The organism is Hoyosella rhizosphaerae (assembly GCF_014643175.1).
Lineage (GTDB): Bacteria > Actinomycetota > Actinomycetes > Mycobacteriales > Mycobacteriaceae > Lolliginicoccus > Lolliginicoccus rhizosphaerae.
This window is the reverse complement of the sequence record NZ_BMJH01000002.1, coordinates 252,836-276,618: the sequence shown is the minus strand read 5'-3', so window position 1 is coordinate 276,618 and position 23,783 is coordinate 252,836. Positions and strand designations below refer to the sequence as shown.

Annotated in this window: 20 protein-coding genes and 1 tRNA gene; 8 read left to right on the top strand and 13 right to left on the bottom strand. The window is 58.3% G+C overall.

Annotated elements, in window-relative coordinates; translation table 11 throughout:
• Positions 1-32 precede the first annotated feature (32 nt).
• From hisN to IEW73_RS09420, 3 genes are all read left to right on the top strand, one after another.
• Positions 33-815, top strand: a complete 783-nt coding sequence (gene hisN, locus IEW73_RS09430; RefSeq protein ID WP_188674990.1) for a histidinol-phosphatase — start codon at positions 33-35, stop codon at positions 813-815.
• Between the two features lie 107 nt (positions 816-922).
• Complete coding sequence (locus IEW73_RS09425; RefSeq protein WP_188673757.1) at positions 923-2,314, top strand: acyl-CoA dehydrogenase family protein; 1,392 nt, start codon at positions 923-925, stop codon at positions 2,312-2,314.
• 30 nt (positions 2,315-2,344) lie between these two features.
• On the top strand, positions 2,345-3,550 hold the full coding sequence (locus IEW73_RS09420) for an acyl-CoA dehydrogenase family protein (protein WP_188673754.1): 1,206 nt from the start codon (positions 2,345-2,347) through the stop codon (positions 3,548-3,550).
• A 304-nt stretch (positions 3,551-3,854) separates the two neighbouring features.
• Here the strand turns inward: IEW73_RS09420 and IEW73_RS09415 are convergent, their stop codons facing one another.
• Both IEW73_RS09415 and IEW73_RS09410 read right to left on the bottom strand, forming a co-directional pair.
• The gene (locus IEW73_RS09415) at positions 3,855-4,658 is read right to left on the bottom strand and encodes a M23 family metallopeptidase (protein ID WP_229675895.1); all 804 of its coding nucleotides are present in this window, start codon (positions 4,656-4,658) and stop codon (positions 3,855-3,857) included.
• Between the two features lie 215 nt (positions 4,659-4,873).
• Complete coding sequence (locus IEW73_RS09410) at positions 4,874-5,734, bottom strand: SDR family NAD(P)-dependent oxidoreductase (protein ID WP_188673749.1); 861 nt, start codon at positions 5,732-5,734, stop codon at positions 4,874-4,876.
• Between the two features lie 240 nt (positions 5,735-5,974).
• On the opposite strand from IEW73_RS09410, the gene IEW73_RS09405 reads away from it, so the two are divergent.
• Complete coding sequence (locus tag IEW73_RS09405) at positions 5,975-6,568, top strand: TetR/AcrR family transcriptional regulator (RefSeq protein WP_188673746.1); 594 nt, start codon at positions 5,975-5,977, stop codon at positions 6,566-6,568.
• A 197-nt stretch (positions 6,569-6,765) separates the two neighbouring features.
• Here the strand turns inward: IEW73_RS09405 and IEW73_RS09400 are convergent.
• From IEW73_RS09400 to IEW73_RS09390, 3 genes are all read right to left on the bottom strand, one after another.
• Positions 6,766-6,839: transfer RNA gene (locus tag IEW73_RS09400), tRNA-Met, on the bottom strand.
• 171 nt (positions 6,840-7,010) lie between these two features.
• Positions 7,011-10,004 carry a UPF0182 family protein gene (locus IEW73_RS09395; RefSeq protein ID WP_188673743.1) on the bottom strand — a complete coding sequence of 998 codons (2,994 nt, stop codon included), beginning with the start codon at positions 10,002-10,004 and terminating at the stop codon, positions 7,011-7,013.
• A 155-nt stretch (positions 10,005-10,159) separates the two neighbouring features.
• Complete coding sequence (locus IEW73_RS09390) at positions 10,160-11,179, bottom strand: YlbL family protein (protein ID WP_188673740.1); 1,020 nt, start codon at positions 11,177-11,179, stop codon at positions 10,160-10,162.
• 145 nt (positions 11,180-11,324) lie between these two features.
• On the opposite strand from IEW73_RS09390, the gene IEW73_RS09385 reads away from it, so the two are divergent.
• Positions 11,325-12,824: a zinc-dependent metalloprotease gene (locus IEW73_RS09385; RefSeq protein WP_188673737.1), complete on the top strand. Its 1,500-nt coding sequence runs from the start codon at positions 11,325-11,327 to the stop codon at positions 12,822-12,824.
• Between the two features lie 11 nt (positions 12,825-12,835).
• Here IEW73_RS09385 and IEW73_RS09380 read toward each other — a convergent pair whose 3' ends face one another.
• Positions 12,836-13,495, bottom strand: coding sequence for a M48 metallopeptidase family protein (locus IEW73_RS09380; RefSeq protein WP_229675894.1), 660 nt, complete (start codon positions 13,493-13,495; stop codon positions 12,836-12,838).
• A gap of 152 nt (positions 13,496-13,647) precedes the next feature.
• Between IEW73_RS09380 and IEW73_RS09375 the strand changes: the two genes are divergently transcribed.
• Both IEW73_RS09375 and IEW73_RS09370 read left to right on the top strand, forming a co-directional pair.
• The gene (locus tag IEW73_RS09375; RefSeq protein ID WP_188673734.1) at positions 13,648-14,610 is read left to right on the top strand and encodes a hypothetical protein; all 963 of its coding nucleotides are present in this window, start codon (positions 13,648-13,650) and stop codon (positions 14,608-14,610) included.
• Positions 14,611-14,619: 9 nt separating this feature from the next.
• Complete coding sequence (locus IEW73_RS09370; protein ID WP_229675893.1) at positions 14,620-15,972, top strand: ABC1 kinase family protein; 1,353 nt, start codon at positions 14,620-14,622, stop codon at positions 15,970-15,972.
• A gap of 10 nt (positions 15,973-15,982) precedes the next feature.
• Here the strand turns inward: IEW73_RS09370 and IEW73_RS09365 are convergent, their stop codons facing one another.
• From IEW73_RS09365 to IEW73_RS09355, 3 genes are all read right to left on the bottom strand, one after another.
• Positions 15,983-16,222, bottom strand: coding sequence for a WhiB family transcriptional regulator (locus IEW73_RS09365; RefSeq protein ID WP_229675954.1), 240 nt, complete (start codon positions 16,220-16,222; stop codon positions 15,983-15,985).
• A 226-nt stretch (positions 16,223-16,448) separates the two neighbouring features.
• Positions 16,449-16,655 (bottom strand): hypothetical protein, encoded by a 207-nt coding sequence (locus IEW73_RS09360; protein ID WP_188673728.1) that lies wholly within the window; start codon positions 16,653-16,655, stop codon positions 16,449-16,451.
• Between the two features lie 156 nt (positions 16,656-16,811).
• Positions 16,812-18,899 carry an ATP-dependent helicase gene (locus tag IEW73_RS09355; protein ID WP_188674978.1) on the bottom strand — a complete coding sequence of 696 codons (2,088 nt, stop codon included), beginning with the start codon at positions 18,897-18,899 and terminating at the stop codon, positions 16,812-16,814.
• A gap of 69 nt (positions 18,900-18,968) precedes the next feature.
• Between IEW73_RS09355 and IEW73_RS09350 the strand changes: the two genes are divergently transcribed.
• Positions 18,969-19,229, top strand: coding sequence for a mycoredoxin (locus IEW73_RS09350; RefSeq protein ID WP_188673724.1), 261 nt, complete (start codon positions 18,969-18,971; stop codon positions 19,227-19,229).
• 5 nt (positions 19,230-19,234) lie between these two features.
• Here the strand turns inward: IEW73_RS09350 and IEW73_RS09345 are convergent, their stop codons facing one another.
• Genes IEW73_RS09345 through IEW73_RS09330 form a run of 4 tightly spaced genes read right to left on the bottom strand, consistent with a single transcriptional unit; the run spans position 19,235 to position 23,774 of the window.
• The gene (locus IEW73_RS09345) at positions 19,235-20,425 is read right to left on the bottom strand and encodes a ThiF family adenylyltransferase (RefSeq protein ID WP_188673722.1); all 1,191 of its coding nucleotides are present in this window, start codon (positions 20,423-20,425) and stop codon (positions 19,235-19,237) included.
• Between the two features lie 55 nt (positions 20,426-20,480).
• Positions 20,481-21,404: an NAD(+) diphosphatase gene (gene nudC / locus IEW73_RS09340; protein ID WP_188673719.1), complete on the bottom strand. Its 924-nt coding sequence runs from the start codon at positions 21,402-21,404 to the stop codon at positions 20,481-20,483.
• Positions 21,405-21,417: 13 nt separating this feature from the next.
• Positions 21,418-22,530, bottom strand: a complete 1,113-nt coding sequence (locus IEW73_RS09335) for a potassium channel family protein (protein WP_229675892.1) — start codon at positions 22,528-22,530, stop codon at positions 21,418-21,420.
• 29 nt (positions 22,531-22,559) lie between these two features.
• Complete coding sequence (locus tag IEW73_RS09330) at positions 22,560-23,774, bottom strand: saccharopine dehydrogenase NADP-binding domain-containing protein (RefSeq protein WP_188673716.1); 1,215 nt, start codon at positions 23,772-23,774, stop codon at positions 22,560-22,562.
• Between the last annotated feature and the right edge of the window lie 9 nt (positions 23,775-23,783).

Below are 23,783 nucleotides of genomic sequence, written 5' to 3'. Positions count from 1 at the left end.
GCGGTAAACACCGCCGAGTACCGTTGCGTCTTATGACGGACTTCACTGCGGATCTCGCACTCGCACTCACGCTGGCAGACCACGCCGACGCCATCACGCTGGACCGCTTTGGTGCGGTAGACCTGCATATCGACAGCAAGCCCGACCTCACACCCGTGTCAGATGCCGATCTCGCAGTCGAACAAGCAGTGCGCGCAACACTCGCAACAGAACGTCCCTCAGATGCCGTCCTCGGAGAAGAGTTCGGCGGCTCTGCCGTCCTCAAAGGCCGGCAGTGGGTCATTGATCCAATCGACGGCACCAAAAACTTTGTCCGCGGTGTCCCCGTGTGGGCGACGCTGATCGCGCTACTCCAAGACGGTATTCCCGTAGTAGGAGTCGTCAGCGCACCCGCATTGCGGCGTCGATGGTGGGCCGCCAGCGGAAGCGGCGCGTGGAAACAAGCCTTAGACAACGAGCCCGAAAAGATGGCAGTTTCAGCAGTGCGCAGCCTCGACGCGGCGAGCCTCAGCCTCTCCAGCCTGTCCGGTTGGAAAGACCTTGGCATCCGGGACCAACTTATTGACCTCACCGATTGCGTCTGGCGCGTACGCGGTTATGGCGACTTTTTCTCCTACTGCCTCGTCGCTGAAGGAGCCGTCGACATCGCCGCCGAACCGGAAGTTTCACTGTGGGACCTTGCCCCACTTGACGTGCTCATTCGTGAAGCCGGCGGTCGCTTTACATCCCTGAACGGAACCCCTGGTCCACACGGCGGAAGTGCAGTTGGCTCAAACGGCCTTCTACACGACATCACACTGGCTAAATTGGGGTGATGTAGCTGACACTTTATGCCCAGTTTGCCGAGCCCCTCGCGCTCGTAACTTACTCATGGGTAAGATAGCGACCACACTGACCCTTCTCTCAGGAATAGCTGGAGATCATGAGCAAGAAGAACCCTTCTGGTGGTGCCTCGAAAAGCTCCACCTCCGCTGTGGGCCTCAACCCCGTAAAGCGTGACGCCATCGGTACCGCAATGCGCGTACTTACAAGCATCACCGGGTCCGGCCTCGCCGAAAAATACAACCTTCGTAAGCCAATCGATCGCGTGGCCTACGAAGCAACCAAGACCGGATTCAAGACTTTGGGTGCCGCAACACGCACCTTCAAGACTGTTTCCGGCGGTGGGAAGCCAAAGCGCCTCCCCGACTCAGAAGCCAAGAAAAAGGGCCTCTACGACCTGAACCCAAGCGACGAGCAGCAGATGATCGTCGACACGGTGAAGGAATTCGCTGAGGAAATCCTTCGCCCGGCAGCCCACGATGCTGATCACGCAGCAGAGGCTCCTCAAGACTTGATTGCGCGCTCTGCCGAACTCGGCATCACGCTGATCAATGTTCCCGAGGAGTTCGAAGGCGCAGCCTCCGAGCGCGGTGCCATCACCAACTCGTTGGTTGCTGAAGCATTGGCACACGGCGACATGGGACTTGCACTTCCCATCCTCGCGTCAAGTGGCTTCTCGGTAGCGCTCACCCAGTTCGGCAGCGACGAACAGCAGAAAACGTACTTGCCAGCTTTCGCAGGCGAGAACGTTCCAGGTGCAGTAGTTGCAGTCAACGAACCACGCGCACTGTTCAACCCGTTCAAGCTGGAAACAAAGGCTAACCGGGCAGCAGGCGGCTACACCCTCCAAGGTGTGAAGAGCTTCGTTCCGATTGCCTCATCTGCGGAACTTTTCCTCATCGCAGCTGAACTTGGCGGGAAGCCCGCTTTCTTCCTCGTCGAGTCTGACGCCACCGGCCTCACGGTCGAAGCCGACCCAAGCATGGGCGTCCGCGCCGCAGGCCTCGGTCGACTAAACCTCGACAACGTGGTTGTTCCTGAATCCGCGCTTCTTGGTGACGGCGACGTCGACAGCCGCACAAAGGACTACGAGGACATCATTCAGCTGTCCCGCCTCGGATGGTCGTCGCTTGCATGCGGTACCAGCCAGGCAGTGCTTGACTACGTGATTCCTTACGTGAACGACCGGGTCGCCTTCGGCGAGCCGATCAGCCACCGTCAGTCCGTTGCCTTCATGGTTGCCAACATCGGCATTGAACTCGAAGGTATGCGTCTGGTTACCTGGCGTGGCGCTTCCCGCGCTGAGCAGGGACTTTCGTTCGCTCGTGAAGCTGCGCTTTCTCGTCGCCTCACGGCAGAAAAGGGCATGCAGATAGGCCTCGACGGCGTTCAGCTTCTTGGTGGCCACGGCTACACGAAGGAACACCCAGTCGAGCGGTGGTACCGCGACCTGCGTGCCATCGGTGTCGCTGAAGGCATTGTCGTCATCTAGCCGTCCCCTCCTTGAATCCTGGAGACTTTCATGATCAATCTCGAACTCCCCAAGAAGCTGGTGGCGGCCTCGAACCAGGCGCACCAGGCGGCGGCAGAAATCTTCCGCCCAATTTCCCGCAAATATGACTTGGCCGAGCACGAACGCCCAGTCGAACTCGACACCATGGCCAGCCTCGTTGAAGGCATGGCCGACGCTGGTCGCGGCACTGCTGGTGCCACGCTCGGCCGCGGTGGAAAGCCCACAAAAGAAGGCAACATCAACGGTGGCAACATGTCCGCCCTGATGAACGTCATCGAAACCTGCTGGGGCGACGTCGGACTCACCCTGTCCATCCCCTACCAGGGCCTAGGCAACTCAGCCATCGCCTCGGTAGCAACAGACGAGCAGCTTGAGCAGTTCGGCAAAGTATGGGCCTCCATGGCCATCACTGAGCCAAGCTTCGGTTCAGACTCTGCAGCTGTTACCGCCACCGCAGTTCTTGACGGTGACGAGTGGGTTCTCAACGGCGAAAAAATCTTCGTTACCGCAGGTGGCCGCTCCACACACATCGTCGTGTGGGCATCGGTGGACAAGTCCGCTGGTCGCGCCGCAATCAAGTCGTTCGTGGTACCGAAGGACGCCCCCGGCGTCACGGTTGCACGCCTCGAGCACAAACTTGGCATCAAGGCGTCTGACACCGCCACCATCCTGCTGGAAGACTGCCGCATCCCCAAGGACCACATCCTTGGCAGCCCTGAAGTTGACGTCAAAAAGGGCTTCGGCGGCGTTATGGCAACATTCGACAACACCCGCCCACTTGTGGCCGGGATGGCAATCGGATGTGCCCGTGCAGCGCTAGAAGAGATCCGCGGCATCCTCGCCGACGCTGGCGTGGAAATCGACTACAACGCACCAGCATTCACACAGCACGCCGCTGCTGCAGAGTTCCTTCAGCTTGAAGCTGACTGGGAAGCTGCTTACCAGCTTTCACTGAAGTCCACCTGGATGGCAGACAACAAGAAGCCAAACTCGTTGGAAGCTTCCATGGCGAAAGCCAAGGCTGGACGTACCGGCACCGCCGTTACACTCCGCGCAGTGGAACTTGCTGGCACGTACGGCTACTCCGAGCGTCCGTTGCTCGAGAAGTGGGCCCGCGACACCAAGATCCTCGACATCTTCGAGGGCACACAGCAGATCCAGCAGCTCATCGTGGCTCGCCGTCTCCTCGGCAAGTCATCCGCTGAACTGAAGTGACGCTGAACTGACAAAACAGCCCCGGCTCGTCCATGGGTTAAATCGCCGCAATCTCTCATCGAGAGGTTGCGGCGATTGCGTTTTTCACAAAGAAAGTGTGCGGGCACCTATCCTCGAACACTAGGGCTACGCCTGATAAACGACGTCGCCCATAACTATCCTGGCCTATACGGCGACAGCGTGAGCGATGCTGGAAGGGGCGTTGCCGATTTCGACATCGCCGAACCGTTAGGTTCCGTCCGGTTACGGCTGCGGCATGATGTTGATACTGAAATATGGTGGTGGGGCGATAAGCCCAGACCCGTCAGTTAAGCCAGACTCCGCGCTGGGCGAGCCAATGCCGTGGGCTGATGGGTGTGCCGTCCTGCTTGCGCACTTCATAGTGCAGGTGCGGCCCGGTTGAATGTCCGCGGCTTCCCACAGTAGCGATCATGTCACCCGCTCGAACGTGTTGACCCGCTTCGACGAGGTACCGGTCGACGTGACCGTAAACTCCTACGGTGCCGTCTTCTTGGCTCAGGCGGACCCACAAACCGAACCCACTGGCGGGTCCCGCTTCAAGAACTACACCGTCGGTGACAGCGAGGACTGCGGCCCCGAGGGGCGCGGCAATGTCGATCCCGTAGTGGAACTGTCCCCACCGAGGGCCGAAGTCAGACGATACTATTCCGCCGTAGGTCGGTCCGATTGCGAAGGGGCGTGTCACTGCCTCGGGAAGCGCAATGTTGCCTGCTCCCCCGCTCGCTGGCGGTAGCTCTGGCACTGAGTCGTCATCTGCATTGCCAGGGGCGTCGTCGCCAAGGCCTTCTGCGTCGCCTTGCTGCGGCGGAATCACCACAGCAGCTTGCGGCAAGGGCCCTTCTGCGCGCGCTGAATCAACTTTTGGGTTTACAGGTTCTACGACTGTCTCCACGGCTGCCGTAGCTGATGCTGGACTCTCCGACCCGACGTGAGCCGCGAGCACTCCAGCTATTCCAGTTGATGCGATGGCAACAATCGCCACAGAAACACCCGTTGGAATTTTGTGCCAGAATCGCGGTCGACCATACGACTCGTCTTCAGGTTCAACCAAATTAGGTGTATCTAGGTCATCGCTCGTGCCGGTCAAGAACAGCCCCCTCTAAACCTGATCATCACGAAACAATAACGGATTTACGTGATGACCGTCATGTCTTTTCCAACTGCGCTGGTCGCATGCGAGGCAGACGCGTCCATTACCTTACTTCACGGCTGTGACCGGCGTGACATTCTGGGCGCATCACTACGGCTTGATTACGCTTTGGATCAACTCCGCGATGTTGTAACTCCGCAGTACAAGCTACGTCACTTAAAGTCGGCGTGCGGCCCAGCACCAGTGGGCATCAAGTGTCTGCTTCGGTTAACACCGGCACCCGACGTGAGAAGTCGGTCGTTACCGAGCAAACGAAGTGCCGTCCGCAAGATTGGCCCAGGCACAACTGCATTAACGAGATCCCACATCGCGGTGTACCGCGGCACAGCAACTTCCGGTTTACGCGTGAAGCAATTCCGAATGATTGCCTCAGCTACTTCGTCAGGAGTTGCAGTCGGCAATCCGCGAAACAAAGATGAAGCCGAAGGTGGCGAGGCAGTAACTGCGCACGGCAGGACCGCACTCACACTGACTCCTGCGGGGCGCATCTCTTCACGAACTGATGCGGTAAGCCCCACAGCGGCGTACTGGCTAGCGTTGTATACCGATAGCCCTGGAATGGGCGCCTTACCTGCCAGAGAAGCGACGTTGACGACATGCCCCCTACCGTCGGCCACCATTGCGGGCAGAACGGTCCGCATTCCAAGGATGAGCCCGACAAGATTGGTGTCGATGACCGCGCGACTCAGATCATCACCCTCGTCGAGGAAGGGCCCAGCCGAGATAATCTCCGCATTGTTGACGAGAATGTCGATGTGATCGTGAAGGGCGACGACGTGATCACGAAAGGCGTGCCAGGAGTCGCGAGATTTCACGTCGAGCGGGAAAGCGAAAGTTCCCGGGCCAAGATCATGCGCGACGGCTTCAGCCGCATCAATGTCGCTGTCACCGATCCATACGATTGCGCCCAGTTCGTGAAGCTGCGCCGCAGTTGCTCGGCCGACCCCCTGCGCACCTCCGGTGACAACAACGACAGCGCTGCCTAAAGGTATAGGTGGATAACGACGAATCATTCGCGGGCTCCTTTCGACGGCATGCGTGACACGGGAGCTCAATCACTCATGCGATCAAGTCCTCAACAATAGTGAACAAGATCTCGGACTGCGAACTTGCTGGAAAAATCTTGCACCAAACCGTACAGATACTAACAGTATTCAAATACCAACGGTATTGTGGTTAGGGCTTGCCCTGATTTATCAACACCCACAACACTTTTGACGCAGTAAGCCCAACTGAGCGGACACCAACAACACATGCCCCGACAAAGCCGCACCCAAAGCCGGGCCAGCACACGCCAGCACCTCCTCAACACCGCCCGCACCATGCTGCTCTCCCACGGATACACAGCCACCTCACTCGATGCCATAGCCGATGAAGCGGGGTACTCCAAGGGGGCGGTCTACTCCAACTTCACCAATAAGGACGAACTCTGCCGAGAGGTGCTCCACAACATCCGCGCCGATCACGCCCAGGCGCTTATTAGCGAGGTCTCGACCGCTCCGACGCTCGACGACATGCTCAACACGTTCAGCGCATGGTGCGAACGAACAATCGGAGATCTCGAATGGTCCGCGCTTGAAGCCGAATTCACAGTCCGAGCTCGACAAAATCCGCACCTGCGGACTCAGCTCGCACGAGACGCCTCACATATCCGATCGCTCATCAAGGGCATCATTGCCACCGCTCGCGACAAGTACGGACTAACACTCGACCTGTCTGCGGATGACCTTGCGACGGCCTTCCTGAGCCTCGGCATCGGACTGGGGTTGCAGCGCGCCGTAGACCCCACCGTACGAGCAACGATTCTCACCGATTTTGTCCGCGCCCACATCGCGCGCAGCATCTAGGGAGCGGCCCAACTTATGGTGATTTTGCTACACCCTATGTAGTCGAGTCACCACAACTTTTCCACGGCCGCCGATACGATCCACCAATCAACTCGGATTTCACCTTCGCAGGACTTCCGCCGCCAAGCGAATTTCCATGCTGGGCGCACAACAAAAGATCCCCCCACCGGAGTTAACCAGTGGGGGGATCTTGGTAGTAGCGGGGACAGGATTCGAACCTGCGACCTCTGGGTTATGAGCCCAGCGAGCTACCGAGCTGCTCCACCCCGCGTTGCGATTGCAACCTTACATGCTGGTTGTTTCGAATAGCAAATCTATGCGAAACCTACAGTTCAGACCGCATTTTTCGAACTACGCAACAGTGTTCATCTTGTAGGCCGCTACAGAGTCGAAGGGGCATGGCGGAGTATTTCCGCCATGCCCCTTCAAGTCGATCAGCGTGCTAGTTAGCCTGAGCCTCTTGGTAGGCGGCTACAGCCCTGTCTAGCCTTTCAAGCGCCGAACCGAAGTCGCTGAAGTTTCCGCTTTGCTGCGCAGTCCGTAGATTTGCGAGCGCTGCATCAAGTTCTGCAACAACATCCTCCGGCGCATCAGAAACTGGAGGCGGTGGTGGCGGTAGCGGGGATTCCGCATCGTCCTCACCGATAGCGTCGGGATCAACAGGCAATCCGCCTTCGATCTCATCGCCAGCTTCTGCTGCCGTTTCGCTCCGAGTTACGTCGCCACCGGGTGCTGTAGCGATACCGGCGGTTTCGGCGCCGAATACCTGCCCAAGTGCACCTGCAAGCGTTGAGTCGTACCCAATGCGAATGCGACCGTCTTCACCGCGGTAGCTCACCATGACACGAGCAAGCTGCGGGAACGCAGTATTGCCAGTCACGTTGCGCTCTGTGTATAGCGGTTCCACATACAGGATTCCGCCGTTACCAACAGGCAGGGTGAGCAGGTTGCCGTAGTGCAGCCTGTTCGACCGCTCCAGGAGGGTGCGGTCCGACGCGACGCGAGTGTCCGAGGTCATCGAGTTCTGCGCCTGCTGCGGGCCCTGTGTCTGCGTATCTGTCGGCAGCTGTCGAATCGTGAACTGACCGTACGTTGCTGGGTCGGAACTTACCGAGATATGCGATGCAAGGAGTTCACGGTTGAATCCCACCATCGGACTCGTCAGCTGGAACGACGGCGCACCAGTTTCCGGATCACCGATGAGAACGTAGTACGGCGGTTGATCCGGGCGTCCAGTTTCTACAGTCGGGTCACTGGGAACTGACCAGAACGCGTTGTTGGTGAAGAATTCGATTGGCTCATCGACGTGGTACTTCGACAACATTTCGCGCTGCACCTTGAAGAGATCTTCCGGGTACCGGAAGTGTGCTCGAAGTTCATCCGAAATCTCTTCGTTTGGCAGAACAGTGTCTGGGAATACACCCATCCAGGCTTTCAGGACTGGGTCTTCCTCGTCCCATTCGTACAGCTTGACCGAGCCGTCATAGGCATCAACAGTCGCTTTGACTGCGTTGCGAATGTAGGACACCTCTTTTGGTGGAAGTGGCCGTAGGGCGTCTTCCGTGAGGCTGTCTTGTACCAAAGCGTCAAGCGTGGACCGCTGTGCGTACGGGTAGTTGTCGAGCGTGGTGTATGCGTCAACCACCCACACGATGCGACCGTCTACTACAGCTGGGTATGTCCTGCTGTCTGGCACAAGCCACGGAGCAACTGCTTCGACGCGGTCACGAGGATCGCGCTTGAACAGAATCTTCGAGTCTGGCCCGATCACGTCGGAGAACAGGATGTTGCGCTGGGAGTACTTCGCGAAGAACGCTAGCCGGTTTGGCCAGTTACCAATCGCGACACCGCCTTCACCTGTGTAGGTGTAACGCTGCGTGTCTGTGTCGTACTCACGTGCCGTTGCGCCTTCGCTGTGGCCAACGATGGCGTAGTCCGGGTCCATCTGGGCGATGAGTTCGCCGTAGTAGATCCGTGGTTGTTCCACAGGGATAATCTGGTTGTCGCGCTCTTGCGAAGTGATGTCACTGACCGCGTAGATCGGGTAACCACTGTCGGAACTTTCCGCGTCACGCACTGCCGCGTTCACCCGGTTTGCGGGTGCTGCAACAAAACCGTTGCCGTGTGTGTACACGGTGTGTTGGTTGATCCAGTCACGCTGGTTTGCGGCAAGTTGTGGCGGGTTGAGCTCACGAACGCTGACGATGTAGTCACGAAGCTCACCGTCGATTTCGTAGCGGTCAACATTGAGTTGATCCGGGAAACCGAAGAAGTTCTTCAACTGTTGCTGCTGTGTGAAGGTACGCGACAGGATATTCGGGTCAAGCAGACGGATGTTTTGGATCGTCGTGATGTCTGCTGGGCTTTCCGTCAGCTCTTGCGTGCCGACACCCGAGTAGTCGATGTAATCTATCCGCTCTGGATTAATTCCATACGCGTCTCGGGTAGCTGCGATATTTCGTTCGATATACGGACTTTCGCGTTCAACCGCGTTAGGCCGCACCGAGAACTGCTCCATGAGCAACGGCCACACAGCACCGACGAGCACAGATGACAGTAGGAGCAGACCTGCGGCAAGCGCTGGAATTCGCATGTCCCTGAGCACAATTGCGGCGAAAAACGCCAGCGCACAGATAACCGCGATAGCCAACAAAATTAGCTTCGCAGGTAGTACAGCATTGATGTCCGTGAAGCCCGCACCAGTAAAGGTTGGTTCTTTGCGGCCACTCGACAGCAGTGCATACCGGTCAAACCAGTACGCAACTGCCTTCAGAAGAACGAAGGTTCCGGCGAGCACTGCGAGCTGAATACGAGCCGCGTTCGACAAAGCACGATCAGTGTTGTCGAGCCGCAAGCCACCGTAGATGTAGTGCGTCACGAGGTTGAGCACAAACGCCATAACGACGGCTACGAACAGCCAGTTCAGAACTAGTTCATAGAACGGAAGCGAGAATGCGTAGAACCCAACATCAAGCCCGAATTCGGGATCCGCAACACCGAATTCCTGCCTGTTGAGGAACAGTTGCACGGTAGTCCAGTTGCCTTGCGCGACCAGTCCTGCCATAGCACCCAATGCGACAGGAATGCCGATGGCAAAAAGTCGCAGACGCGAATTGACGGACGAGCGGTAACGAGCAACCGGGTCTTGAGGGTTGGTAGGCGCGAAGTCAGGGCGTGTGCGATACGCCATCAAGAGCGCACCAAAGATGATTAAGCCGACGACTGCACCGACGACGAGGAAGAGAACCAACCTCGACAACAGCACGGTGGTGAAGACATTTCGGTACCCAACCTCACCGAACCACAACCAGTCGACATAGGTGTCGATCAAACGGGGACCCACCGCAAGAAGCACGCCACCGATGGCGGCGAGCACGATGAGTATCCGGCTGCGGCGGGATAAGGACGGTACTCCAGTAGGGGGCCGTATGCCCACGAGTGCCACTCCATACGTTCCTGGCGACGTTTACGCGTCGCGATTGTTAATCGTTAGTCACTTTCAACTGTACGTAATTACGGGCGAATTGCACGACGTGGACCGGGCAGTTCGCTCCAAGTGGACGCGAGGGAGCGTATGTCAACACCGATTCGTCAACAGGTGGGAACTTCTTGCCCATCCTTGACGCCTTCGATTGAGCTGATTGCTCCCTGGAGGTCTTCTACACGGATGAGCGTGAGGTCGTCCACGGCGTACTTTCGTGCCTCACCGCAGTTGTCGGCAGGCACCAAAAATTCGGTGGCGCCCGCTTCCTTGGCGGCGATCAGTTTGTATCGGATACCACCGATCGGTCCTACGCTTCCGGCGGAGTCGATTGTGCCGCTTCCAGCGATGAACCGTCCCCCATTTAGTTCACCTGGTGACAATTTGTCGATCAGTGCAAGGCTCAGCATCAGCCCGGCAGATGGTCCACCAACCTGTTCGACGTTGAATGTCACGTTGAAATCGACGAGCGGCTCGTCGGCCACTGTGATGCCAAGGATTCCGCGATCTTGTTCTGGGTGAGCACCCAGTGGGACGGTGACTTCGCCGACAACGCCGTCACGCGTAAAGCCGATGGTGACGGGTTCCCCAGGCCCGAAGTCCGCGAGCTGATCCGGCACGTCTACGGCCGAGGCAACCGGGTCGCCGTTGATCGTCGTCAGGATGTCCCCAGGCTTCAAGAAACTTGCTGACGGGCTGCCATCCGTTAGGTCATTGACTGTCACCACAAATGGATAGTCGAGGTATCGCAGCGCCGCAACCTCAGCGGACAGTTCTGAGCGTTCGAACTCCTGCCGATTAATTTCGCGCATTTCGTCGTTCGATCGGCCCGGAGGCCGCACCTCGTCGATCGGCACAATGCCATCACGCCCGCTGAACCAGAAGCCCAACGCGTCAAACAGAGACAGTTCGGCTCGCACAGCCACAGTGGTGAGGTTGAAGTTCCCCGACGTGACATCGCCTTCAATGCCTTCGAGTTCAATGACAGATCGACCGTCAAGTTCTCCCAAGGCGTTGATGGTGGGACCAGGCCCCGTTGCTGCATAAGGAACAGTGACGTTCGCCCCAACAAACCCGAAGGCAACAATGGGTACGAGCGCCACAATGAGCGTCACAATCCGGCGGTTCACCTTAGCCAGAGTAGATGGTCAAGATAATTCTGGCCGTATCTGTGGCGCTCACCTGTGAAGAACGCCACCTCATGTTCGCCCAGGGCGTCACATCCCGCTCGGTTGAGGGTGTCGACAGCGGGGTATGGCCTTGTACCGTGGGAGTATGACCGACACGCCCTTTGGCTTCAGCAATTCCGACGACGATCCGGAGCGCCGCAAGAAGGACGACAAAGACTCGTCTGGCAGCGGTGCCTCCGACAGCGGTCAAGGGGGTGACCAATTCGGCGCCGGTCCTTTCGGGTTCAGTGCCGGAGGTTTCGACCCAGCGGCGTTGGGAAACATGCTCAGCCAGTTCGGCCAGATGCTATCCGGAATGGGGACCGCTGCTAGCCAAGGCGAGAAGCAGGGGCCGGTAAATTATTCGCTCGCCCAAAACTTGGCGCGTAAGCAAATTGGTTCATTTAGCCCCGTTTCTGACAAGCAGCGACAAGCGGTTGCTGACGCCGTGAAACTGGCAGATGTGTGGCTCGATGGCGTTACGACACTCCCCTCGGGCGCGAAACGAACTGCCGCGTGGACCCCGGTGGACTGGATGGACAACACGTTGCCCACGTGGCCGCAGTTGTGCAATCCGGTCGCCGAACACATGTCGGGGATGTGGATTAGCGGTTTGCCCGAGGAAGCTAAACAACTCGTCGGTCCGATGATGGGCATCATTAAGCAGATGGGCGGAGCAGCGTACGGTTCCCAATTGGGTCAAGGGCTCGGCCATCTCGCCAAAGAAGTTTTGACGTCGACTGATATCGGTATCCCATTGGGGCCGGAAGGCACAGCAGCTTTGCTCCCTGAAGCCATCGGTAAGTTCACCGAAGGGTTGGACATTCCGCATCGCGAAGTGTTGGTCTTCCTTGCGGCCCGCGAAGCCGCACACCAGCGCTTGTACAGCCACGTCCCTTGGTTGCGGAGCCGAATCTTGGCCGCCGTTGAAGAGTACGCACGCGGTATCACCATGGATTTCAGTTCGATCGAAGAAGCCGCCCGTAACTTGGACCCGATGTCGCTCTCCAACCCCGCGGAGTTGGAGAAGCTTCTTTCACAAGGGGCGTTTGAACCACAGACCACCCCAGAACAAAAGGCAGCGCTCGATCGGCTTGAGACGATGCTTGCCCTGATTGAAGGTTGGGTTGAGACCGTTGTGTCGAGCGCCCTCGCGGATCGTATTCCGTCAGCCGGGGCCATGACAGAAACTTTGCGCCGTCGACGCGCCTCGGGCGGTCCAGCGGAGCAGACTTTCGCCAATCTTGTTGGACTTGAGTTGCGCCCTCGCCGCATCAGGGAAGCTTCACAACTGTGGTCTCAACTCGCCGCGTTCGGGAGCATGGAGCAACGCGACGACGTCTGGTCACATCCTGACCTGCTGCCTGATTCCGCTGACCTGGATAATCCAGCAGGGTTCGTCGATCGCACCGTAAGCGGTGATGTTTCTGCGTTTGACGATCCCATTGCGGAACTCCAGCGCACTGAGGAACGTGAGCGGACCCAGCGCGAGGAATCCGAACGAAAAGGATCCCAGAGCGAAGAATCTCAGAGCGAGAACAGCGCTGAAACCGACCAACCACAAGATGGCGACCAGTCAGATGGGGACGACAATCCTCGCAGTTGACGGCTGACCGATCAGTTTGTCGCGGTGCTGTGCTGTGCGGTTGGGGTGGTGTTCATTCGCGAATACGCCTCAAGAAACCCGATGGCGCGTTCTGTTCGTGGGAAACGGTCGACGAGTTCCCAAAACTCCGGTGGGTGCCCGCCTGGAATGACCAGGTGGGCAAGTTCGTGCACCAAAACGTAGTCGAGAACGTACTCGGGAACGGCTTGCAAAAGGTTGCTGACGCGGATAGTGCCGTCGTCAGGCGTGCATGATGCCCACCTCGTGCGCATCGCGGGGACCCATTCCACACGGGTTGGCACCGCACTGCCATCTAGCCATCTGCGAGACAGCAGCATTGCCCTGTCGAACAGTCGTTCATCGGAGACATCCTTGCCGAGGGTGCGCCGCTGGTCGGCCTTCTCCAGTTTGCTGATCATGCGATCAACTACCTCAGCTTCAGCAGCGAGCGGCAATCCACTGGGGACAAGAACGATAATCCGGTCGCCTTCTCGTCGCGCTGAGACCGTCTTGCGGCGGCGTTCGCTTCGGCGAACCTCAACTTGTGCGACGTTCATCGGTGGGTCACTAGCATGTTGTTGCAAAGGCCGGATTGCGTGTGGCCGTACTGCCGTTCCCGATGTGGCGGAAATTTCTGCAGCCTCATGGGCACGCTGCGCGCCGTCACTCATGGTCATAGAATATCTGCCCGCGCAACCCTTGTCGTGCTACGGCACCGTTTGGACTGGTTCCACATTTGAAAATCTGTGGACAAACACCCTGACTAGCCACCTCTGTGGATAACTTCACGACCGTCATCACGCCTTGTGCCAGGGTTTAAAGCGTGCTCACATCGCGTGCGACAACCAACCAGGTGTATACCGAATCCACTCCGGTCGGGAAGCAGACCTATCCGCTCCTTGACCCGGCGCTGCCTGTGCTCGTTCGTCCGAGTTCCCAAATACAGGTCGGCTGGGACCCGGACTCCGCGCTCATCTTGGATTTTGAAACGAGCATCCCCACCGAAGCGCTGGCAAATGTCTTAAGAAAACTCGATGGGCATGTCGATGTCGACACTGTTGTCGAACGGAGTCAACGGATTGGTCTCGCCCCCGACGTCATTCGTCACCTTCTGGGTGTTCTCTACGAACGTGGGATTGTCACCGATGCTCGGCCACACAACGAGTCCGCTGCGGCACCAAGCATCTGCGTCATAGGACGCGGACCGCTAACAGACGCGATAGCGGCCGCTGTGCCGCGCCTCGGCGCGAAGGCGCATCGCTACACCACTCCCGAACATATGAGAACGCAAAACCATGCACTGGATACCGGTAGTGATCTGACGATCCTCGCTGATCTCGCATTGTTTCCACCACGCATCACTGACGCCCTGATCCAGCGGCGGATTGCCCACTTAGTTGTGCGCACGCGCGACAATCGTGGGTTAGTAGGTCCCCTCGTGGTTCCTGGAGTGACTAGTTGCCTTCGGTGTGCGGATCATTTCCGCACCGACAATGACCCTGAATGGCCATATCTTGCATCACAACTGACTAGCAGTATCCCGACAGCAACACCGACGCTGGTTCACGCAACGGTGGGATATGCGCTCGGTCAGATCGAACTTGTTCTTGCAGCGCGACGCGCCGCTGGCGGTATTGGCCCTTCGTCGCCACCACCGGAAACCCTCGGAGCGACAGTCGAAATCAGCGCACCAGACTATTCAATAACCACCCGGCATTGGCCGCGTCATCCGCAGTGTCACTGTTGGAACATCGTTCCGCCTGTGACCAGTGTTGACGACACGTGACCTGCAAGAGTGGGCAAGTTCGATTTTCTCCAGGATGATGTTGGTGTGTCAGCTATTCCACGCGGCCGCGCTGCCCGTACCGCAAAACTCGCCAGCCTCCCCCTAGGTTATGCAGGGCGCACAGCCGTCGGTTGGGGCAGGCGAATGTCAGGACAAAGCAGCGGCGAAGTGTCTGCCGAGATGTCCGCCAAAGCTGCTGAACAATTGTTCAACGTCTTAGGCGAACTCAAGGGCGGGGCCATGAAAATCGGCCAAGCCATGAGCGTGTTTGAGGCTGCGGTGCCTGAACATTTGGCCGAGCCCTATCGCGAGGCGTTGACACGGCTCCAGCGCGACGCCCCTCCCCTTCCGATCGACCAGGTGTACCACGTCCTCGATACTCAGTTGGGATTGAAGTGGCGTGAGCGTTTCAGCGAGTTCAGTGAAGTCCCAAGCGCCGCGGCGAGCATCGGACAGGTGCATCGAGCCCGCTGGCATGACGGTCGTGAAGTTGCGGTCAAAATTCAGTACCCCGGCGCTGATGAGGCTTTGCGGTCAGATCTCCGTCAGATCGGGCGTCTCGCACCGCTTTTCAAACCCTTCGCACCGGGAACAGATATTCGCGCCCTGGTAGCCGAGTTGACGCAGCGATCCATCGAAGAACTCGATTACCGCCTGGAGGCGGACAATCAGCGCACGTTTGCCCACAATTACCGTGAAAGCACAACCATTTGTGTGCCAAAGGTCATCGCGAGTGCACCCAAGGCGATGGTCACCGAATGGATTGAGGGCACGCCACTGGCGCGGATCATCGCATCCGGCAGCATCATCGAACGCACTCAGGCAGCAAACCTGTTGGCGGAGTTTTTCGTGTCATCCCCAGCCGTTGCGTCGTTGCTTCATGTCGACGCCCACCCCGGCAATTTCATGGTCCTGCCGGATGGTCGACTCGGTGTGCTGGATTTCGGCGCTGTCGTACCCACGCCAGGTGGGTTCCCCCGCGAACTCATTTCGCTGACAGGCCAAGCCTTGAACGGCAACTTCGAGGGTCTCATCAACGAAATGGAAAACGCCGGGTACCTAGCTGGCACCCGGCGCCCATCGGTGGAATCGCTGGAAAACTTCCTCGATCCGTTGCTCGATGCAATTCGAGAAGACTCATTTCTCTTCTCTCGTTCATGGATGCAGACGACATCCGCTCGCTACGCAGACTGGCGCGGTGACGAATTTCGAACGGCACGCATCTTCACCATGCCCGCGCAGTACGCAATGATTCACCGTGTCTTGTTGAGCGCGGTAGCGATACTGTGCCAACTCGAGGTGCAGGTCCCACTTGGAAGCATTCTTCGTCAGTGGGTTCCTGCCTTGAATGTTGGCCAATAGCGCAATGTGTCTAGGCGACCTTTCGAGGTCGCCCACGCGATCGTTTGCGCGCCACCACCGTGCCCTGGTCGAAAATTTCTCCACCCCACACTCCCCAGGGTTCTTGCCGCTCAAGCGCCGAAGCGAGACAGTGCGCTTTCAGTGGGCACGAATTGCACAAAGCTTTGGCATATTCGAGGTCTGCGGGATTGGCGGAAAACCACAAATCGGGGTCTTCCTGATGGCATGGGAGTGCACGCACGGGACCCATGTGTGATGGGACAAAACTTAAGGGTTCTAATTCGGTCAGAGTAGTCATGATTGTGTTCCTTGGATGAGGTTCTTCGGCAGTTGTCGAATACCTGGTGGGCCCAAGGTCACGTGGAAGCCACGACAAAATGGCTGTCAGTACAGTATTTCCACGGACCCACCGGGTGGTCCGTGGTCTCACTCATTGCGTCATCGAAGTACGCAATGATTTCCTAGTTCAGCGCCGATTAAGTTCGGCGTGTCAGGTGAGAGTCCACGGACCTTAGTGCAATCTGGCGGTCGCGCGCACGCAGCTCAGGCGAGCTAACGTGGGTTCCCCATTTCGATTGCACTGGCGGTACTACGCAGGACGCTGGTGGGGCTACGACCGCGCGAGCTGCTGCGCCGTTGGCTGCGAATGCGCCAATGATCGCGTGCATGCTGGCACTGTTCATGTCGTTTGCTCCTTCAGTCGCCCCGGATGGTCGCCTAACGGCCCGTATTCCAAGGTTTGTCATTTTCTGCACGGCGCATCGCCGCGGTAGTTCTTAGACTAAGCCTCACTGATCATGCGCACAACCTATTTTTGACCTGCGAAAATGTGATGTTTGCTAGCGCCTCGCAGCTAGATGTGACGCGACGACGTTCAAAATGTCCGATCCGAACCGTTCGAGTTTTGCGGCCCCTATCCCGGGGACGGCGACAAGTTCTGCATCCGTTTTCGGGGCCTTTGCGGCGATCGCCGTGAGCGTTGCGTCTGTGAACACCACAAAGGCTGGTACCGCGAGCTCTCGGGACGTCTCGAGTCGCCACTCTTTCAGTTTGTCGAAAAGTTCCTGACCGCCTGCTGTGAGATTCGCTGGGATGCGCTTTTTCTTACGCGGAGTGGTCGCGGTGGTGTTCTGCGGCAGCAACGGGGTCACAAACCTCGACGGTTTGCGTGTTTTCCGGCCGCCTGCATTGCGCGAAAGGGCCCAGCTCAGCGTCAGGTACTCCCGTGCACGGGTCACTCCAACGTAGAAGAGTCTGCGTTCTTCCTCAATTGGTTCGATCGACCCTGTGCCATCGCGGTCGCCAAGAGAATGGCTGATAGGCAATGTGCCTTCTGTCAGTCCCGCCAGAAAGACTGCGTCCCACTCAAGACCTTTTGCTGCGTGCAGCGACGCGAGGGTGACACCGTCCATAACCGGTGGTTGACGGGACTGAGCCCGGGTGTGCAATTCACGGACCACGTTGGCGAGGGTCGGTTCCGGTTCTAAGGCGGCTAGGTCGTTAGCGAGGCTCTCCAAAGCGCGTAGGGACTCCCAGCGTTCCCGTGCCTGCTGCCCTGCTGGTGCCGTCTGCGTCAAGCCCAGCGGAGCGAGGACGGCCTTGACGAGCCTATCTACCGTTGCGTCAGCAGGTAGGTCGTCGCGATCGCCCGCTGCTCGGAGCGCTGCGAGTGCCTGGACGATTTCTGTGCGCCGGAAGAACCCTTCCCCGCCGCGCACCTGGAACGGGATTCCAGCCTCTGATAGGGCTTGTTCATACACTTCAGACTGCGCGTTGATACGGAACAAGATCGCTATTTCGGAAGCTGATACGCCTGATCGGATGAGCGCGGTAATGCGGTGGGCGATGCTTTTCGCTTCGGCCTGCTCATCGTCAAATTCGACAAACTCAGGCTCCGGACCGTCTGGGCGCTGTCCGATCAATTCCAGCTTCATCCCGGCGATGCGACCAGTGGCGGCGCCGATGACCTCGTTGGCGAGCGCCACAACTTGCGGCGTGGACCTGTAGTCCCGCACTAGGCGCACCATTGTGGCATCGGGATAAGTACGCGAGAAGTTGAGCAAGTTCTTTGGTGACGCACCAGTAAACGAATAGATGGTTTGGTTGGCATCGCCAACTACGGTGAGATCGTCGCGGTCACCGAGCCACGCGTCGAGAACCCGTTGTTGGAGTGGGGTGACGTCCTGGTATTCGTCGACGAGGAAGCAGCGGTACCGATCGCGGAACTCCTCAGCCACCGAATCGTTGTCTTCCAATGCGGCTGCGGTGAAGATGAGCAAATCATCAAAATCAAGCAGCATCGTGTTTTCAGCTACTTTGATTTGCTCGTAGTTGCGGTAAACGGCGGCAAAAATGTCCGGCGGCGCGGGTGTGTCTCGGCCGATTTCGCCCACCACAGCGGCGTAGTCATCCGCTGCAATGAGCGATGCTTTGGACCATTCGATCTCTGCGGCAAGGTCACGCAAACTATCGGGATCCGTGGCCGCACGAGCCTGGTGGGCAGCCTGCCGCACGATGGGAAATTTGCGGTCGAGCAGTTTCCAAGGGGTGTCCCCCACAACATTTGGCCAGAAGTATCGAAGCTGTCGCATGGAAGCTGCGTGAAAGGTTCGGGCCTGGACAAGCCCCGCTGACGGGTCCGCCACACCTGATGCACTCAGTTCACGTAGCCGGGTGCGCATTTCACCTGCCGCACGATTTGTGAAGGTTACGGCGAGAACTTGCCCCGCAGAGACATGGCCAGAAGAGATGAGGTGGGCGATTCTTCGAGTAACCGTCCGAGTCTTACCCGTGCCAGCACCTGCGAGCACGCACAGTGGCCCACGCGGCGCCGTCACTGCTATCCGCTGTTCCGGGTCTAGGCCGTCGAGGAGGTCCTGGTGTGCTGTGAGCGTGGGGCTGGCCGTCCGTGACATGGGGACCATCATGACAGTGAATGCCGACACTTTCGAACTGTTGAGGAATGAAATCGCCCCGTGGTGTGGTTTATTTCAGACATGAGTGCACACGAAGGTAGTTCGCAGGCGTTGACGATGTACACCACCAGTTGGTGTGGATTCTGTATTCGCTTGAAGAAGCAACTCCGCGAAGCGGATATCCCGTTCACCGAGATCGACATCGAGAACGACCCAGCAGCAGCGAAGTTTGTTGGCAGCGTCAACGGCGGCAATCACGTCGTACCCACGTTGAAGTTCCCTAACGGCAAGACAGCAACAAATCCGTCGTTGGCACAGGTGAAGGCGATCATCAGCGCCTGAATCGGTTAGCGTCGCACATAGGTGCGAAAATTCCACATAGTGGCTGCGGTGGCTGGTATTGACATGTCACGTTGAAGATCGAGGATGCGCTTCGGAGAAAACACATAGTGTCCGGAGCGCATTTTCCTGTCGAGAATGATCTCTCGGATCACCACCGACGCGAGCGCACCCCCTGCTGTCGCTGCTGAACCGAGCTGTGGGAAGCCTGCGAGTGACGTTCCTATCTGCATGACAGAGGCAAGCATCTTGGGCGATATATGCCTAGCCCCTACAATTTTCACCAAAGCTTGCCGTCGCTCTTTTTCGGTGCCCCCTCCCTCACAGAGCATCTCGAACTCTTGCTGGCTGAGCCGCCCAAGGAAGGGCGTGACATTACCTTGATCGTGCCTTTCGACATCGATCACAGCTTTGTCAGCAAGGTCCGCCACCATCACCACAGGGATTCCCCGACTCTGCGCATAGCGGCGAATACGTGCTTTGCTCACTACGTCGTCAACCTCGTCGACAATGACGTCTGGGCGATGTTCATCAAGCACCGTGTCACTGCTGGGGGTGTACCCTCGCTCCAAATGAACTTGTTCGACAAATGGATTGGATTCGCTAACCTTGCGTGCCTGCACGACCACCTTCGGCAGGCCCACATCTGACATGGCTGCCCGAATACGGTTGAGGTTGGTGGGCGACACCGTGTCTGTATCGCCCATGACGATCTTCTCGCCGATTCCAGTCTGTACGCATTGGTCCACGATGTTGCTGCCGACGCTTAATCCAAAGACAGCGACTGTTGCTGCGCGCAGAACTTCGGACTCAGATGCGGTGATGAGGTTTCGGTTTCGGAAAGTTCGAAGGCCCCAATGGTCATCGGGGTTTGGGAATCGGACGATGGCGCGTTTCCACGGGAAGTACACCCACGTGCCCCACTCCGATCCGTCGTGAATAGCTGCATCAAGAAATTTGCGACGCGCCGCAGTGTTGTCGATCTTGTCTGGATTGCGGAACTCAAACAGATCGTCCGCGATGTGACGCACCGGGTCTACCACAGCAATGTCTGGCCGGTCCTGCAACAATTTTGTGAGCGCGATCTGGTCGTCGCGCACGGCACCAGCAAACACCGTCGGCGCCTCCCATGAGTCGCTCAGGTGAACATGCCTGGCATTCATCAGATCGTCGAGTTCCACTGCGGCCGCCTTCGTCACACAACACGATTCACCAAGGGAGAATAGCCATCGTCAGCGACCAATCCTGCCCCGGCTACCTCTGCAGCACCCAGGATTCGAGGATTCCGCGCGCAATCGACACGGAACCCGGTGCGGTGAAGGGCAGGTTGGTGCGCGTGGTGCGCCAGTCATCGTCCACTGACAACGCCGCCTGCACATCTGACAGGTCAAACCAGCGCGCATCTTCGATTTCGCCGTCTTCGGGCACGATAGGCGAACCAGGGTCTGCCACTGCGTGGAATCCGAGCATCAGTGATCGAGGAAACGGCCACGGTTGGCTTCCGAGGTAGGTGACCGAATCGACTTCGACACCCACCTCTTCACGCACTTCGCGGCGCACACAGGACTCAGCCGATTCACCTGCCTCGACAAAACCTGCCAGCAGCGAATACCTGCCCTGCGGCCAAGCGGGCTGGCGCCCCAACAGAACCCGGTCGCCGCCGTCATGCACTAGGCAGATCGCTGCAGGATCGGTGCGAGGATACGTTTCCAAACCACACTCAACGCACTTGCGCGCCCAACCTGCCTGGGTTGATAGAGTCCGCCCGCCACATCGAGCACAAAACATTGAGTGCCGGTGCCAGTTCAAAACCGCTTGAGCTGTGGTCAACAACCCTGCATCCCGAGCGCCTAGTGACGCACCCACTGCCCTCAAGTTTGTCGATTCCCCGAGCGGCAATTCTGCTTCCACCGCCCACATGTGGCGGCCGTCTGGCTCTGCTCCCGCAGCGATAAGCACCGCGTCCTCGGGAGGTAGCGAGCCGTAGGACAATGCCGGTTCAAGCACCAATTCGGTGCCGTCGCCGCGCACATGGTTGTTGCGGTCAAGCCGGAGCACTACGGCGTCTTTCCAGCCGCGATTCAACGCAACCGCATCGGTTCGCAACCAGGCTGCCCGCTCAAGTTCTGCGCGCGACAACGCCGGGGTATGCGCAAGATTGAACGCGGCAGACCTCATGATCGTCCCATCATCATGTTCGCCCCGGCCGTGCTCGGTCTGCGCCGTTGCGCGCTTCCGATTCAGGCGTGCGTCGCAGGTATAGGATTCGGTCCCGCTCCTGCAGTCGCGCAACAGTGCTGTCATCTGCCCGGTACAGCGTGCCCATACGGACCACGCCGAGCGATATATCAGGTAGTTGGCGCGGCGATCTACCAATTTCGTCATCGTTGATTCGCCGCTCGGCGATCGCGAAACCCACTTCTGGGGTGAGCAGGTCCTCAAACATTTCCACTACGTTCGGCGCCGTTGTCGCTATCCCGAGGAGGCGACCAGCGGTCTCGGACGACACCACCACTGAATCAGCGCCGGATTGCTTCAACAAGTGCATGTTTTCAGATTCGCGAATCGACGCAATAATTTTGGCGCGTGGCGCTAATTCTCGTGCCGTCAAGGTCGTCAGAATGGCCGAATCGTCCCTGTCAGTGGCAACAATAATTGCAGCAGCATGTGCCGCCCCTGCGAGCCGGAGCACATCGGATCGGGTTGCCGAACCTTTGACCGTCACCAGACCACGAGCCGATGCGACGTCTAAAGTCGCCTGCTCAGTGTCGACCACAACGATATCGCTTGCTCGCGCACCATCACCGAGCATGGCGTCGACCGCTGTACGACCTTTTGTTCCGTACCCCACGACGATGGTGTGGTTACGCACTCGTTCCCTCCAGCGTTGAATCCGCCACGCCTGACGTGACGTCTCAGTTAGCACTTCCAGTGTGGTCCCAATCAGGAGGATAAAAAACATCACGCGCAGTGGAGTAATCAAGAAGATGTTAGTGGCGCGAGCGAATGGTGTCAGTGGGGCTATATCGCCATAACCGGTGGTAGACAAGCTCACTGTGGCGTAGTACAGGCAGTCAAGATAGGACAGTGGCGAGTCGACCGAGTTGCTGTACCCGTCCCTGTCAATGTAGACAACTGCGGACGTCACGAACAGTGCCACGACGGCTCCGACAATCCGAGTCGCAATCGCCTGCGCAGGACTGCGGTCGAGCTTCGGCATCCGGATGATGCTGATGAGCGCGTACTGTGGCCGATCCGTCAATTGTTCTGCTGCGACTCGGCGCCTATGGGCAAACTTCCGCACTCGCTGAGGCTACCGCCTCACCGAGATGCTCACTTGTCCTCCACAGTTTCTGAGCGATACGCGTCAATCCGAGTCGCGTCACCAACCGGCGGTTCATCAGCGTTATTCGCAGCACTCAGCTGCGCGTCATCAAGACCAAAGTGCTGGCACGTATCCCGAATAACACCGAGTCCATATGCCTGGATTGCGCCAAGCACCCCGGTTCTACGGTGAACAGAACGAGAACTGGCATGTGCCTCAACCACAGAAGCCCACGCCAATAACGATGCCGTCAGCTGATAACCGTTGGGTCCGCTGAGGTTCACGGCACTCAATTGGTGCCCCGACTTCGCGAACACGCGTGCTGACACGAGTGATTGCGACTGCGCAAGCGCTGGCTGATCAAGTTGGGTTGACCGCAATGAACCGAGCTTGCCACCGAGCGCCGCCATTGCACGCTGTGTACCCGGAACAGCGCTGATAACTGGCATGGCAATACTAGCTTTCGACAACAGCGGCGATGCCTTGCCGAACCAGCCTAGGTACACATCAACTTCGTTGAGGCTTGGGGAGATTTCCGGCAGAGTCAGGTGTTCTGTGGTTCCGATACTGAAACCAGCATGGGTGCGTCCGTCGATTCGGAATCGTGTGCTGCGCGCCCCGGGGCGCTCGTCGCGAATACCACCCCGGAAGGTGAATGACTTTTGCAAGCTAGCGCCGGCAAGCGAGGCGATGGTGCCTCGGCTCAAACCGCACAGTGACCCTTCCGTGCGGAAGTAGCCAATCTCAAGCCGGTGCGGCACGCCCATTTCTGCGGCCCGCTCCAGCGCCCACGCACCGGCAAGTTGGCCACTGACGTATTCGTGCCCAAAGCCGGGCATAATGCGCGCGCCTCGCACCGCAGCGCGGGTGCCGAGTTTATTGAAGATCCATCGAATAAACGGTGGTTCACCGGCTGAATCTAGGTACGAGGCGCCAGCCTCCGCTGCAGCTTCCGCTACTGGTCGGCCATGCTCCCCAAACGGTCCAACTGTGGTGACGATGACGTCATCGGCGTTAATCGTGCGACGCAACGTGCCAATATCCCGAACGTCCATCACCAGGGTTTTGGGGGGTTTGCGGGGGTCGAGCTCTCGGGCACGCGTGTCGAGTGCTTCCGCATTGCGAGCGACAAGAACTGGTCGTTCCCCGCGGGCGAGCAGTTCCTGCGCCACCAACCCGCCGGTGTAACCGGTGGCACCGAAAACCAGGATTCTTCTTGTCATGGCAAATGA

What these genes read in the sequence shown, in the direction of transcription:
- hisN (WP_188674990.1), top strand. Translation starts at nt 33, where the DNA reads ATGACGGACTTCACTGCGGATCTCGCACTCGCACTCACGCTGGCAGAC.
- IEW73_RS09425 (WP_188673757.1), top strand. Translation starts at nt 923, where the DNA reads ATGAGCAAGAAGAACCCTTCTGGTGGTGCCTCGAAAAGCTCCACCTCC.
- IEW73_RS09420 (WP_188673754.1), top strand. Translation starts at nt 2,345, where the DNA reads ATGATCAATCTCGAACTCCCCAAGAAGCTGGTGGCGGCCTCGAACCAG.
- IEW73_RS09410 (WP_188673749.1), bottom strand. Translation starts at nt 5,734, where the DNA reads ATGATTCGTCGTTATCCACCTATACCTTTAGGCAGCGCTGTCGTTGTT.
- IEW73_RS09405 (WP_188673746.1), top strand. Translation starts at nt 5,975, where the DNA reads ATGCCCCGACAAAGCCGCACCCAAAGCCGGGCCAGCACACGCCAGCAC.
- IEW73_RS09385 (WP_188673737.1), top strand. Translation starts at nt 11,325, where the DNA reads ATGACCGACACGCCCTTTGGCTTCAGCAATTCCGACGACGATCCGGAG.
- IEW73_RS09380 (WP_229675894.1), bottom strand. Translation starts at nt 13,495, where the DNA reads ATGAGTGACGGCGCGCAGCGTGCCCATGAGGCTGCAGAAATTTCCGCC.
- IEW73_RS09365 (WP_229675954.1), bottom strand. Translation starts at nt 16,222, where the DNA reads ATGGGTCCCGTGCGTGCACTCCCATGCCATCAGGAAGACCCCGATTTG.
- IEW73_RS09360 (WP_188673728.1), bottom strand. Translation starts at nt 16,655, where the DNA reads ATGAACAGTGCCAGCATGCACGCGATCATTGGCGCATTCGCAGCCAAC.
- IEW73_RS09355 (WP_188674978.1), bottom strand. Translation starts at nt 18,899, where the DNA reads ATGATGGTCCCCATGTCACGGACGGCCAGCCCCACGCTCACAGCACAC.
- IEW73_RS09350 (WP_188673724.1), top strand. Translation starts at nt 18,969, where the DNA reads ATGAGTGCACACGAAGGTAGTTCGCAGGCGTTGACGATGTACACCACC.
- nudC (WP_188673719.1), bottom strand. Translation starts at nt 21,404, where the DNA reads ATGAGGTCTGCCGCGTTCAATCTTGCGCATACCCCGGCGTTGTCGCGC.
- IEW73_RS09330 (WP_188673716.1), bottom strand. Translation starts at nt 23,774, where the DNA reads ATGACAAGAAGAATCCTGGTTTTCGGTGCCACCGGTTACACCGGCGGG.